General features: G+C 60.0%; 8 protein-coding genes. All 8 read left to right on the top strand.

All coding sequences use genetic code 11. The annotated features are described in order from the left end of the window. Window position 1 precedes the first annotated feature (1 nt). Window positions 2-1,246, top strand: a complete 1,245-nt coding sequence (locus THTE_RS16400; protein ID WP_095416452.1) for a prenyltransferase/squalene oxidase repeat-containing protein — start codon at window positions 2-4, stop codon at window positions 1,244-1,246. Between the two features lie 189 nt (window positions 1,247-1,435). Next, window positions 1,436-3,922, top strand: coding sequence for a BatA domain-containing protein (locus THTE_RS16395; protein ID WP_095416451.1), 2,487 nt, complete (start codon window positions 1,436-1,438; stop codon window positions 3,920-3,922). Then, window positions 3,919-6,462 carry a hypothetical protein gene (locus THTE_RS16390; RefSeq protein WP_095416450.1) on the top strand — a complete coding sequence of 848 codons (2,544 nt, stop codon included), beginning with the start codon at window positions 3,919-3,921 and terminating at the stop codon, window positions 6,460-6,462. Before THTE_RS16395 ends, THTE_RS16390 begins: the two co-directional genes overlap by 4 nt. Then, window positions 6,459-8,240, top strand: a complete 1,782-nt coding sequence (locus THTE_RS16385) for a hypothetical protein (protein WP_095416449.1) — start codon at window positions 6,459-6,461, stop codon at window positions 8,238-8,240. Before THTE_RS16390 ends, THTE_RS16385 begins: the two co-directional genes overlap by 4 nt. Next, window positions 8,237-11,458 carry a coiled-coil domain-containing protein gene (locus tag THTE_RS16380; protein WP_157732179.1) on the top strand — a complete coding sequence of 1,074 codons (3,222 nt, stop codon included), beginning with the start codon at window positions 8,237-8,239 and terminating at the stop codon, window positions 11,456-11,458. Before THTE_RS16385 ends, THTE_RS16380 begins: the two co-directional genes overlap by 4 nt. A gap of 4 nt (window positions 11,459-11,462) precedes the next feature. Continuing rightward, the gene (locus THTE_RS16375; RefSeq protein ID WP_095416930.1) at window positions 11,463-12,518 is read left to right on the top strand and encodes an AAA family ATPase; all 1,056 of its coding nucleotides are present in this window, start codon (window positions 11,463-11,465) and stop codon (window positions 12,516-12,518) included. 49 nt (window positions 12,519-12,567) lie between these two features. Continuing rightward, entirely contained in the window at window positions 12,568-13,476 is a 909-nt protein-coding gene (locus THTE_RS16370; protein WP_095416447.1) for a DUF58 domain-containing protein, read from the top strand. A gap of 270 nt (window positions 13,477-13,746) precedes the next feature. Then, window positions 13,747-14,184, top strand: coding sequence for an RHS repeat-associated core domain-containing protein (locus tag THTE_RS16365; RefSeq protein ID WP_095416446.1), 438 nt, complete (start codon window positions 13,747-13,749; stop codon window positions 14,182-14,184). The last annotated feature ends 404 nt before the right edge of the window (window positions 14,185-14,588 follow it).

Genomic DNA, 14,588 nt, shown 5'->3' with positions numbered 1-14,588 from the left:
GATGCTGAGAATTTTTTGCGGTCCAGTGTGTGGCAATTCGAGGAGAAACTTTTGCTCCGCGGCAGGCTGGAAAAAAGCCGCCAGATGGGCATGCTTGCTTTTCGCGGCGGCAGTATGGCTGGGGGGCGGAAAACAAGTTTTAGCCCAGGGAGATTGGGAAATCACACCTCAAAGTGAAGAAGCTCTGGAACGGGGATTGGCCTGGTTGGCCCGCAATCAGGGGCCGGAAGGTAATTGGGATTCCAACGATCTGGGATTGGTGAGCACGGGCGCGCTGGCTTTTCTGGCGGCCGGCCATTTGCCCGGTCGGGGGCCATATGGGGATACCGTCAAGCGGGCGTTGGAGTACGTGATTCGCAACGCCCAATCCTCGGGATTGCTCAACATTTCAGAGCCACGGCGGGGGATGTACAACCACGGCTTATCCACGTTTGTTTTGGGGCAGGCTTACGGGATGGTCCAGGATCCGCGGCTGGGCGAGCTTCTGGAAAAGGCTCTGGTGGTGGTCCAGGAAACCCAGTGTGGCGACGGGGGGTGGGACTACATCGCCAAGCGACAGCCGCAAGGCCACGATTTAAGTCTGGTGGTCATGCAGGCCCTGGCCTTGCGAAGTGCCGTGGACAGCGGCTTTGAAGTCTCCCCGAGGGTTGTCCAGGCAGCCATTCGCTGTGTTCGCGAGCATTACACGCCGCGGAATTGCCCCCGGGATGCTGATGAAGAGGAACAAAAACGGCATCCGGGTCAGTTCACCTACAGCAAAGGAGGCGGTAACGCCACGGTGGCGATGGCGGCCGCCGGGATTGTCTGTCTCCAGGAGTTCGGGCAGTACGACGACTGGCGAATTGAAAAAAATCTGGAAGTCATCCGCAATGCGATCCTGGATGCGACGCGAAACGATCGGCCGCGTCGTGAACGCCGTGCTCCGTTCGACCCGTACACGCTCTACTACGTGTCGCAGGCCCTGTATCAGGTGGGCGGTGAACCGTGGCGCGAGTGCTACCCATTGCTGCGGGATGGCGTGGTTGCCAGCCAGGTCCGGGATCCCGGCAATCCAGCCCGGGACGGCATGTGGACGGCCCAGGGCCATGTCGGCGGCAAGCCTGGCGATCTGTATATGACGGCAGTCTGCTGTTTCGTGCTGGCCATTCCCAACCGTTATTTGCCCATTCTCCAGGAGGGAAAGATCGAAAGTTTACAGCGCCAGTTCGGATCATCCACGGGGTATAACCAATCCGGTCATCCGTGACGACATCCTTGCTGACGCTGAAGCACCCGGCAAGTTGTGTTCTTCCCCGCTTTGGATTACAGTACACAAAAGCAAGCGGATTAACCGGAACAGAGAGAATCGCCCTTGCCCATTCGCACGGAAAACTGCCTTGCCGGCGGGATTTCGCGAGTGGGAAGCCAGCCCTGAGAAAACCTCCGCATTTCTCCCATGTTTGTCGCGCCGTGGTTCATTTTGGGTGGCGTGGCTGCCGCCGCAGGTGTGATTCTCATTCACCTGTTGCATCGACGGCGGTTTCGGGTGGTGCACTGGGCGGCCATGGAGTTCCTCCTCCAGGCCGCACGCCGCAGTCGCCGCATGATTGAACTTCGCGACTGGCTGCTGCTTCTGTTGCGGGTGGCCTGTTTGCTTCTATTTGCGATTGGGATGGCGCGTCCTCACTGGGGCCGGCCGGGTGCCTCCGGTTCGCGCGTGGCGACGCATCTTCTCCTCGTTTTAGACAACTCCCTCAGCATGAACTATCAGTTGCTGGGACGTTCCCTGTGGGCGGAAGCCCAAGACCGGGCCCAGGCCATTCTGAAAGACTTGCCGCCGGAAAGCCGTGTCTCCGTGGTTCCGCTTGTTCGAGCACCCACCGAGGTCGTCCGTTGTGATTTTGGACCACCGGAAGAAGCCGCGGACGTGATCGGGGCGCTATTTCCTCTGGATCGGAGCGGCGATCTCCGCGCGGCCCTCACGGAGATAGCTGATCTCTGTCGCCGCTTTCCCGATCCCCGTCAAAAAAGGATCGTTATCCTGAGCGATTTTCAACGGTCGCAGTCGGGAATGGCCGGATTGGCTCAGCTCGTTCAAGACCTCCCCGTGACACCGGAAGTCATTCCCATTCAACCCGATGTTCCCGAAAACACCTGGATCAGCCGCGTGTGGATTCCGGAACGGTATCTCCAGCCGGGCGGATCGGTTCGGGTTCGGGCGTGGGTGCGTCATGAGGGAAGCAAGCCGCGCGAGGGCGTCTTGGTGCGGCTGCTCGTTCGGGGAAATGTGGTGGCGACTCAGCCGGTCGATCTGCAGCCGGGGCAGGAGCGGGAGGTCGAATTCCCTCCGTATTCTTTGTCTGTTCTCCCTCAGCAGACGGAGTTGAGCTGGCTCGACATCCAGGTGAGTTTGCCCCCCGATTCCCTGGAGGACGATAACACGGCAACCATACTCCTGCCCGTTTTCAAGACATCGCCGATTCTGTTCGTCGATCAGTATGGCCGAAACGAAGATCCTGCTGCCGGTCGGTACGGAGAAACCTTTTTCCTCCGCAAGCTCCTGGCAACGTCCTTCGAGGAAGCCGCGTTTGGACTGGTCGGCCAGGCCGTCACCCTGGACGAGCTTTCTCCTTCGCGACTTGGTAACACCCGGGTGCTCGTTGTGGCAGGCGTGCGTGATCCAGCTCCCCGGTTGGATTTGCTGGCACACTTCGTTCGTGAGGGAGGCAACCTGGTGGTGGCGGCAGGTGGGGAATTCGATCCGGTTGCGTGGTCTCGCGGTTGTGGTCCCCCGTATGAGATCCTGCCGGGTCGCCTGTTGCCCCATTTCCACGGTTGGCTTCCGCTACCCGGCGTTACCCGATTGGAGCCGTTTCAGCTTGACGTGAGCAGCCTCCAGGATCCCTGTTTTCGGATCGAGGAATTTGACGACACGGAATTGGCCCGATTTTACCAACCCGTGTTCTTCTTCCAGGCGGTGGAGGTCGAACTGGCCCAATCATCAGGGCAATCGAGCCTCACTTCCGCGAAGTCAGCTTCAGAGACGACCACGCAAGCTGCTTCTCTTGCTGTCGCGTCCGGAAGCCGTGAACGAAGCTGGTTGATGTGGCGGTGGGACCTGCAGCGCGAAAAGATTTTGCCTGAAAAGATTGCGGAAAACGCAAGCACACAAACCCCCGACACGGCGCACCCCGGGCAACACTCTTCAAAAGCCGAAGTGCAGGTGCTGGCGCGTTACAACAACGGACTACCGTTTATGCTGGAACGCCAAGTGGGAGAAGGTCGCACGATTTTTATCACCAGTGGGCTGTTTCGCGATTGGAACACCATGTGCGCCTCGTATGCGGTGGTGGTGTTCGATCGGTTGCTCCGCAGGCTTGTGGACGCTACCTGCCCGCGACGCAATCTGGCTACCTCCGATCTGTTCCGTCTCGCTGTGGATGATCCGGCGGGAGAGTCCTGGCAACTTGTCGGTCCCGACGGAGAAATGAGACCTCTTGTGCCTGAAGCGCTGGAGGCCCGGCGCTACGGCATCATGATCCGCGGATTTCCGCGACGGGGGCTGTACCATCTGGTTCGCTACGAGGGATCTGGTGGGGGAGGTTCTTCCGAGAATCCCGGCGGCTTTGGCGCCAACGCTCCGGCGAACGGAACTCGACAGGCTCGCGATTCCGCTCTTCCTGTGCTGGGGCGGCCCGTGGAAGACATCCCTCTGGCCGTGACAGGACCAGCGGAAGAATCCATCCCAGATTATCTCCGCCCGGAGGAAATATCGTCGCAGTTGGGGCAATCGCACGTCCTGGTGAATGCGGGGAGCAACGACACGCTGACAGGCCGGTCCCGCGAGTGGTGGCCGTGGTTTGTACTTGCAGCAGCACTTGGGCTGATGTTGGAAATGGGGCTTCTGGCCCGCGCTTCCAGCCACGGGGAGGCCCGCTCGTGAACTTCACCGCGTTTTTCTGGCAGTTACTGGGGATCCCTCACGCCGAACAGGTGGAATCGGTCGATCTCTACTGGGGCGCGAGCTGGGTCCGCGTCCCGTGGCTGATCCTGGTGGTCGCCACCATCGTCGTGGCGGTGGGCGTTGCCACCTACTACGCACGCTGGCTGTATGTCCCGTCCCGCAGGTTGCGGACGACTCTCGTGGTGATCAGGACGTTGACGCTCGCCGGACTTGTGGGGATCCTCCTGCAGCCCACGTTGGTCGTCAAACTTCAGCGCCTGACTCGGCCGGGCCTGTGGTTCGTTATCGACGACACGGAAAGCATGAGCCTGGTGGACCGGACTTCGGAGCCGGGCGAAAACGCCGTCGCGGTCGCCTCAGCTTCGGACGGAAATGCGGCACAATCTTCAGCCGCAAATTCTGGAGGGCAGTTGACCCGATCAGAGCGCGTCCGCCAGGCCTTCGCCCGTCTTGAGCCCGAACTGGTCAGACAGGTAGACAACGCATTCCGAGTCCGGGTCTGCAGAATTCGCCGGGGAGACGGGGTGGATCCGCTCACGCTCAACCTGGAAGGATTGACTCGGCAGGAGCAATGGGCCTCCCAGTTTACCGCCGATGGCCCTGTCACCGCCCTGGGAGTCGCGCTTCTCGATCTGAACAGGAAACGCGGGGCAACACCACCAGGGGGGATTGTGCTCATCAGCGATTTCAATCAGAACGCGGGCGTCGCTCCAGAAATAGCGGCCACCCAGCTTCAAACGCCGCTTTTCTGTGTGGGGGTGGGCGAGGTTCAGACTCGCGATCTGGCCGTGGACGTGCAACTTCCCCCCATGATGAAAAAAGACGAAAAGTCCGCTCTCGCCGTATCCATCCGACAGGAAGGATTCACCGGTGAAGAGGTGACCTTGCGGGTGTTCGCCCGACAGACGGAGGAAACCGCACCACCGGCGGCGGTGGCATCGGGTGGTTCTCGCTCCGCAGGCGGTGAGCATTCTCTCCTGCCGCCACGTCCACCTGCGTCCCCGGTATCCGGCGAACCAAAGAAGGAGGTGCCGGTGGGCGAGGTCATCTTCCAGGAAGTCGTCAGCCTCTCCGGGCCGGTCATCCACCGGGAAGTGCCCTACGTGCCAAAGGCAGCCGGCCCGCTGGTCATCACCGCGGAGGTTGATCCTCTCCCGAAGGAGACGCTTACGGAGAACAACCGGATTGCTCGTGAGACCTACGTCCGAGAATATTATGTCCGCGTCCTTTTCATTGAGGATGAACCCTCGTGGGAATGGCGATTTATTAAGGAGGTGTTTCATCGGGACCCGCTTGTGGGTCCGGAGGGCTTTCGCACTTACCTGCGGTCGGCTGATCCGCGCGTTCGGGCGGAGAATCCCTTGTTTTTGCCGACATTTGCCCTGCCGCGGCGCGAATTCTTCACCTACGATGTGGTCATCATCGGGGATGTTCCGGCCAGCGCCATCAGCCGCTCGATGATGGAAATGATCCGAGAGTTTGTCACGGAGATGGGCGGTGGGGTGGTTTTCAGCGTCGGTCCACGATTCAGTCCCGGACAATGGGCCGACACGCCGCTCAATGATCTTCTGCCGGTTGAGATCGCTCCCCTGACTCGCCTGCGCGAGAGCTCGTTTCAGCCGCAGCGGACCCCGGAAGCCGATCTATTTGATTTCATGGTCCTGGGGCAGAATGCCGAGGAAAACGGCCGGGCTTGGGACAATCTCGGCAAGCTGGTGTGGTATTACCCGGTCATTCGAGCTCGCCCCCTGGCCACCGTTTTACTTGCCCATCCTCGAGATACCTGCGCCGATGGCCGGACCCCTCAGCCCCTCATCGCCGCCCAAAAAGTAGGTCGTGGTGAAGTTATCTATGTGGGATTCAATGAGTTGTGGCGTCTGCGGCGGAAGTACGGAGATCTCTATTACCGTCAGTTCTGGGGCCAGCTCATCCACCGGCTGGCGATCCAGCATGCCCTGGGGGCAGATAAGCGTTTCGTCGTTCGGAGCGACCATAAGCAGTACCGCAGTGGTGATGAGGTGCGCTTCTCAGTGGAAGCGTACAACGCCGATTATCGGCCACTTACTGAAGATCAGATACCCGGGGGAAAATTGGAGGCCTTTCTTCATCTGCCGGCTGGTGCGGGCGGTCAAACGCGGAAGATTTCTCTGACATTGCTTCGTCCCGGGCAGTTTGAAGGCCGCACCACAGTCTTCGCGCCCGGCGAATACCGGCTGGAAGTTCAGGATCCGCTCACCAATCGAATCGTGGAGACGTCCTTCAAGGTCTCCAGCCAGTCGGTAGAAAAACAACAGGCCCGGCGGAACAAGGAGCTTCAGGAACGCCTGGCCAGCCTCACCGGCGGTCGATCGTATGATCTTGATCAATTGGCGGAGTTGTTGCGCAACCTTCCCCAGCGTCGCGAGAAGGAGACTGAAATCGTTCAAATAGAACTCTGGAATTCGTGGCTGTTCTTCGGTTTGGTCGTTGGTTGTCTATTGGTGGAATGGGCCCTTCGGAAATGGCTGTATCTCCGATGAGTGGTGAATTGACCCCACTGCACCGGCTGTTGCGGCGCGTCGCGCGTTATCGTCGCCGGATCCGCCGGTGGATTGCTTTTCTGGGGACGGGAGTCATCCTGTGCGCTGCCATTTTGGGCCTGTTCTGCTTTGACTGGCTCCTCCAGCCGACTCGGGAAATCCGGCTGGTGGGGTTGCTCATAGCCATGGCCGCCGCCGTGCTTGCCTTCATCCGCTATGTGCTTCCCTGGCTTCGGTACCAAGAGTCAGAACTGGATATTGCTCTCTTGGTTGAAAAACATCACGGGATTGACAGCGACCTGGTTGCCGCTTTGCAGTTTGAGCGGCCAGAAGCCGCTCGATGGGGTTCCGTCGAATTGGAGCGGCACGTCATCCGCCGGGTGGCGGAACTGGCGCAGCGACTGCCACTCATTCGGGAAACGCCACGGACACCGCTGCGCCGTCGGGTGGTGGCCGCAGTTTGTGGAGTGGCGCTATTGGGCCTTCTGTGGATGCTTTTCCCGGACCATCTCCGCACATTTACCCGCCGGCTCCTGCTGGAGGAAACACCCTATCCCACCGCTACCCGGTTGGTGGCTGTGTACATCAACGGCCAGGCGGTGCCCTTTACGGGGTCGGAGCCCATGATTCGCTGCGCCGCCGGACAACCTGTCACCATCGCCGTGGTGGCGAGTGGATATCTGCCTGCCGGAGGAAAATTGATTCTCAGTTCTCCCACAAGCGATCGTCGCAGCGTGGAACAGACTCTTCCGCGGGCGGCTCCAAAGGAGACTACAGGTGGCAGGGATGATCATGCTGTGTCTCCGGGGGGTGAGGTCTACCGGGCGGAGCTTCCAGCACTGCAGGAGACCGTGCGTCTTCGCATCCTGCTGGGTGATGCCGCAACAAACTGGCTGACTCTGGCATGTCTTAATCCCCCGGCAGTGGTTCTGATGGGTTATGTCGAAGATCCACGGAATGAAGGCGCTCCCACCGTGATGCAGGGGGTCACTCAGATCACGGTTACGGAAGGGTCGCGGGTCACATTGGGTGTTGCGTCCGATCGCCCGCTGCGCAACGTGGTGGCCCGCATGGATCGTCTGCAAAGGCCCCTGGAGAAACGATGGCCGGCGTCGGTTCCCCAGCCGACCGACAACTCCGCCCAGCTCCTCACGTCAACAGCAGGCACCGGGACCTCTGGAAAGTCCGCCGAGCTGTGGTGGCTGGATCCAGAAGGCCTACCCCTTTCCGAACTGGCCACGCCGCAGCACATTCTGTTCGAGATCACAGACGAGAATAATCTCACTGTCGATCCGCCGCTGGAGGCCACCCTTTTGGTTCGGCCGGATTACCCGCCGCAGGTGACAGCGCGGGCGCTGACCAAGTTTGTCCTCCCCACGGCAAAGCCCACTTTGGTGTGTCAGGTTAGAGATGACCTCGGCATTGAGAAGGTCACCGTTCAGGCCCAGGTGATCCACCCCGACGGGAATTCCGAACCGCCCGTCGTCTGGACAGTGTGGGAAAAAAGCGCGGACCGGGTCAAAGTACTCGATGAAAAATGGAAGATAGATCTGAGCCGCCTCTCCTGCCGCAAAGGGGATCGCGTGGAACTTGTGATCTCCGCCACCGATATTCGCAGGCCGTGTCGGGAAGGAGCGGTCAGTTCCTCTGAGCCGATTGCACTGGAGGTCACCGATCTGGCGGGAATCCTGGCGATCATGAGCGAAATCGATCGCCAGTCCGCGGAAGAATTGCGGGAAATGATCGATAAACAGCTCGATGTAGGAGGTGGGCCGTGATGCGTGCACGCTTTTTCTACCAACGCTCGGCCGGAGCCGGTCATTCCAAAGAGTGGGGCAAAGGAGTCGCCAGGGCCACGCGCATGGTCCGGACGGTGTCGCTATTAGTGTGCCTTGCTGGGATTATCGGCACTGCATGCCACGCCCTGGGTGAGTCATCTGGTCAAACGCAGCCGGGGACAATCTCGCAATCGACCGGCGAGACCGCTCCTGTGCCTTCGGCATCGCTGCCCGATCCGGCTTATCAGCAAACGGTTCAGCAGCAGGTCCGCGAGATGGCGCGGAGACTCGTCAATGAGCAGATCACGCTTCAGATGACGCAGCTTGAAGAGAATGGACTGACCGAGCTGCCGCTTTACGGTGAACTGAAAGAGATGCAACAGCATCTCGACGAGCTTGTGGACCAGCATATGAAGGAGGTTCTCAGCATCCTCGCGCGAATGATGGAGTCTCCTGCCGGTGCGCGTTTGAACCTGCTGGAGGCGGCACGCGAAAAGAGCCGCTTGGTCCTGGCCCAGCTTATGCTGGAAAGGCAACGCGTTCTGCGGCGGTTGAGGCTGGCGGAAATCGAAGAGCTGGCCAGGCAGCTTATTGAGCGGGAGCAGAAGGTCCGCGAGCGCACCGAACTGCTGCCCGCTCAGCCTTCCGCCCAGCAGGCGGTCCAGGCCCTGTCCGTTCGCGAAGACCAGCGCGATGTCAACACCCTTTTCACCCAGGTGAAGCAGTTCTTGAACGATATCGTAGCGTGGGGTGGACCCGTGGGTCGTACCGCCGATTTGGCCCTTCGGGCGTTGCAGGAAGATCAGGTGGATCGGCTTTTTGCTGAGTCTCTGCAGGCCCTCACCGAGGCGCGATTTTCCGAGGCGGTGGCAAAAGAAGACCAGATCATCGCGGCCCTGGAAAAACTCCTCCAGCGGATCGAAACGCTGCGCGGTGACTTTAATCGGGAAAATCCCGATGCGGTCCAGAAGGCCCTGGAGGAGCTTGCCCGACGTCAGGAAGAACTGCGACAGCGAACCCTCCAGGCCGACGCCCCGGAAACTTTCGAAGAGCTTACCAGAGAGCAATTGGAACTCCGCAACGCCATCACAGAGGCAGCCAAGAAGCTGACACCTCAGGCCCCTCCAGCGCTCAGCGAGGCCGCGGACGCCGCTGCTCGTGCCGCCGAGGAGCTTTTCCAGAATCAGGGTGAAGCTGCCGCGGAGGAGCAGCAGAAAGTTCTGGAGAATCTTGCTCAGGCTCGATCAGAGTTGCAACAGCAGGCGGCCTCTCCCGCCGCGGGGGCCGATCTGCTCGATGTCGCCGCCGCCCAACAGCAGGAGGCCGACCTCCTGGCAGCCAGAGAGGCTCTCCGGCAACTCCGTGTGGAACAATCGCACGCCAGTGAGCAGGCCGCAAGGAATCAGCTCCAGGCGGCAGCCCAGGCCGAGCAGAAAATCGCCACCGGTGTCGCAGAAGTGCCGAAAGATAAACAACTTCCCCAAGAAGTCACCTCGGCAATCAATCAGGCGGCGGAGACGGTCCGAAAAGTGGGCGAAAAACTCGGCAATTTAGCGGGGCAATCGAGTAAAAGTCCTTCCGAGGAAAACGCCTCCGCAGCCCAAGCGGCGGCCGGCTCAACCAATCAGAACGCGCCGATGCAACCGAACCAGCCGGAGCAGCCGACTTCCCCGGAGGCAACCAGTACCCCTCAAGCCGCGCAATCCACACCGCCTTCGTCGGAATCTGCTCCCAATCAACTCACCCGGCAAGCGGAACAGGCCCTCGATGAAGCCCTCTCGGCGGTGGAAATGGCCCTGGCTGACGCGCAGCGCCGACGGCTTGCGGCAGAGCTTGTGGAAAACGTCCGGGGGGCATGGCAGCGGCCAACGGACAGTTCTCCACAGTGGGAAGCCGCTCAAAAGATGGCTCAGCAACTTCAGGAAGTCACCGCTCAGCAACTGGAACAGGCTCGCCAGGCCCGCCAGGCGGTGGAGCAGTACCTGCCGTCTCTGTCGGGTACCGAAGAACTCGCCCGTCAACTGGAGAATGTCCAGCGGGCACAGCGGCAGGTCATCGAAGCGGCTGCCCAACAACAGGAAGCCGCAGGCCATCCCGAGGTGGCGGCGGCCCTCCGGGAGGCATCATCGCCGGAGAGGGCCCTGGAGGTGCTGCGCGAAGCTGCCCGCTCGACGGCACCGCAGGGATCCCCAACGTCAAAACGCACTGAAAAGCAGCAACAGGTAACGGCGGCGATCGAGCAGGCCCAAAAGGCGCTCGCCGACGTGAATGTGACGACGCCCGAGGAGGCCCACCAGGAGGCTACCCAGGCCGCCCAAGCCCTTCAGAAGGCCCGAGAACTCTCCAGGCAGGCAGAACAACCCGCCGACTCGAACACCCCGGACACTCAAGCCGCGGGCGATTCGCTTCCCCGGGCTGTCACCCAGGAATTGGCCTCTGCGGCAGAACATCTCCAGTCACTGGCCCAGCAGTTGGCTTCTCAAAGCCGGCCTCCCTTTGCAGCCCACACCGAATCGGCAGAACGCCTGGCCAGTGAGGCGATTCCCGTCCATCCGGAAGCCACAGCACAATTGCACGCAGCGGAGAATTCATCTCGAGGGGTGCTGCAATCCCCCAATCCAGAAGCGGTACCACCCGCCCAGGAGGCAACCGGACAGGCCTTCGCTGGTGCCCTCTCGGCACTTGCGGAACGGGAGCAGCAGCTCGCCGCCGCGCTGCAGGCCGCTCAGCAAATTCCCCAGATGATGAATTCGGTTCCGCAGCAGATAATGAATGAGTCAGCAGCTTCCCCATCTCAGCAAACTGCGCCTGCCGACGCGGTCGCCGCAGCCCTGGCAGCACTTCAGAACCTGGCAGCGCTGGCTGCTTCGGGTCAGGAGCACTCGCAGGGCTCCCAGGCCGCAACCAGCCAGGCCACGCAAACCGCGAGCCATTCTTCTCCCCAGGGTCAGGGCGGAGCGGCCCGCCAGGGCGAGCAGGTGCAGAACCAAAATCCTGCTCAGTCGCCTTTAAAGGAAGGGAGGGTGCCACAGACGGACAGCCGCACCGGGGTGGCCGCCCAACTCCCCGTCACCCCGGAAGGCAACGCCCATTCCCCCCAAACTTGGCTTTTGCAACTACCACCGGAAATCCGTGAGGCATTGCGGGCAGGGATGAACGCGCCGGTTCCCAAGGGATATGAAGACCGCTTACGGAGGTACTTCCAAAATGCGGAGTGATTCCATGCAGCAAGAAATCTCCACCCATGATGCGGCAGCCGTCGAACGCTGCCACCAGGCTTATTTACGCATTCGGGAAGAGCTGGCCAAGGTGATCGTCGGCCAGCAACGGGTGATCGAAGAGGTCCTCATTGCGATCCTCGCCCGGGGACACGCGCTGTTGGAGGGTGTGCCCGGCCTGGCCAAAACCCTGCTTGTCAGTTCGCTGGCCCAGGCCACCCATCTTACTTTCAAGCGAATCCAGTTTACGCCGGACCTCATGCCCAGCGACGTGACCGGGACAGATGTCATCCAGGAGGACCCCAAAACCGGGGAGCGGGGCTACAAATTCCTTCCCGGGCCCATTTTTGCCAACATGATCCTGGCGGACGAGATCAATCGAACCCCGCCCAAAACTCAGGCCGCTATGCTGGAGGCTATGCAGGAACGCCAGGTGACGGCCGGAGGTCGCGTGTATCGGCTTCCGGATCCCTTCTTTGTCCTGGCCACTCAAAATCCCCTGGAACAGGAAGGGACCTACCCACTCCCGGAGGCGCAACTCGATCGCTTCCTCCTATACATCAAGGTGGACTACCCTTCGGCAGAGGAGGAATGGGAAATTGCCCGCCGCGTGACGAGCGGACAGCAGGGAACCATTGAACCTCTCATGACGGGTGAGGAACTCGTTGAATTCCAAAAACTGGTCACGCGGATCCCCATTTCCGATCAGGTTTTGGGGTACGCCTGGGCCATCGTCCGGGCCTCGCGACCTGGTTCCGACGAAAGTCCCGACTTCGTCACCCGTTGGGTCGCCTGGGGGGCGGGACCACGCGGCCTGCTCACGCTTGTCACCTGCGCCAAGGCCCGGGCCGTCCTGCACGGGCGGTACCATGCCACCATCGGCGACGTCCAGGCCGTTCTCAAACCGGCCCTCCGGCACCGCATCGCAGGAAATTACGCAGCCCAGGCCAACAATCTCACCAGCGATCGACTGATTGAAATGCTGATGGAGGCCGTACCTCCGGACGCTAAATACGAGAAACCATCTCCGCGGGTCCTCCGGGATCGAGTTCAGGCCTGATCACCCAGGCCCACATTGAATTCGAAGACAATGCGACAAGAGAAAGTGTATGCCTAAATCGATCCTTTCCCGTTACCTCGATGCCGACGTGCTTGCCCGGATCGCCCGGCAACGTTTTGAGCCCTACGGTGTTGTCCAGGGAAATCTGGCGGGATCGCACCGATCGGCCCTGGCTGGATTTGCCGTGGAGTTCGTCGGTCATCGGGAGTACGTCTGGGGCGATGACCCCAAATACATCGACTGGCGAGTCTATTTCAACCGGGGCCGATATGTCGTGAAGCAGTACGCGATGGAGACCAACCTGGTCTGCCATTTCGTGCTCGACACAAGCGCTTCCATGCGCTACGGGGAAGGTGACCAGCAAAAACTGCGCTATGCCGCTCGACTGGTCGTCACGCTCGGTTACGCCGTTTTGGCACAGGGTGACAAAGTTTCCCTCTCCACCTTTGACGATCAGCCTCGCGGGTTCGTGCCTCCCAGCAACGCCCTTGCGCAGATCGTGCGCATGACGGAGCACCTCGACGATTCCGAACCCCGCGGTAAAACCTCCATGGGAGAATGCCTGGCCCAGCTTGCCGCCCGGTTTCAGCGACGGGAAATCGTCATCATCGTAAGCGACTTTTTCGCCAATCTTGACGAGCTGGAATCCGCCATCCAGCGCCTCCGCTTTGCCCGACATGAAGTTGTCCTCATGCAGGTGCTTCACCACGATGAAATCGCCTTTGAATTCCGAGGTCCCACCAAATTCATCGGCCTGGAGATCGCTGATGAGTTGATCACTCGGCCGGAAGACCTTCGGCCGCACTATCTTGCAGCGTTTCAGACCTTCCAAAACCGGTTGTCGGAGCTGTGCCAGCGGAACAAGGCCGAGCACGTTGTGGTGGACACCAGCCGTCCCCTGGCAGACGTGTTGGCGGACTATCTGCACTTCCGCAACCGTGCCCGGCGTTTTCGTTGAGCGCCTCCCCTGCGACAAACTCTTCCTGCCAACCCTGCGGCGGATTAGATTCTGGCCGAGGAAAATGTTGACAACGGGGCTGATGAAACCGTACAGTGGACGCTGACGGACCACGTAAACGCGTTAACGGCACACTGGACGGACCAACTGAATACCGTTTGGGACATTTCCGCTAGGCACAATCCGGGATATTGTCAGCTTCGGCCCACAAACGCTTGGCAGCGTGGACCCAAGGCTGGACAACCCAGATTTGGCGGAGGCAAGGGGGCGATGACCGTGGTCAACCACCTCATCTACGACGCCTTCGGCAAGGTGACGTCGGAGAATAAGAATCTATCCGAAAACCTCAACATTGGCGTGATTCCCTGGACGCACTTCGGTTTTCGGATAGGCTCTAATCCGGCAGCAGGGGATATTTTCTTCTTTAATAACTGTCCGTTGTTAGTCAGCAATAGTCTCTTTGTATTCACGGGTAGACCGTTCGATAGTGACACCCAACTTCAGAACAACCTCAACCGCTGGTACGATGCCCGCGTGGGCCGCTGGCTGAGCGAGGACCCGATCGGCTTCGCGGGGGGTGACGGGAATTTGTATCGGTATGTTCAGAACAATCCGAGTAACTTTATAGACTTTAGAGGCAGTCGAAGCGGGGAACCACAAGTTACTGGCCCTGTCATATTTGGATTTTCGGTGGTCATTTTGGTTTAGAAGCGAGCGAGTTCATCAATCAGCACGCGGTTCCAAATCACTCCATAGTGACCAGATGCGGGAACTATGTTGGTATCGTCTCTTGTTTTTCTTCACAATATCAGCACGGTACGATCCCAGAGCGGTACCGAATACCCGGGTTCCCGGAATGGCACCGGGTGATACGTGAAGAGAACGCGTTTGCGGGCCTACGCAATGCAATTAACAAGGCCAAGGAGTTTCAGCAGAAGCTGTGTGATAATCGTAGAAAGTTCTGTGACGATGGGCGACCAGAGCGTTACAAATGTGGCGAGGCGAATCAACGCTGTGACACAGTGACGATATATGTGATATGTGATAAGGATATGGAGCGTCAGATGAGAGAGGGTATTGGGCCAAGTGACAGGCGCTACAAGCTGCCTCCC

Origin of the sequence: Thermogutta terrifontis (assembly GCF_002277955.1) — a bacterium.
Classification (GTDB): domain Bacteria; phylum Planctomycetota; class Planctomycetia; order Pirellulales; family Thermoguttaceae; genus Thermogutta; species Thermogutta terrifontis.
Note: the sequence above shows the minus strand (reverse complement) of the source record. Positions and strands in the feature narration are given on the sequence as shown.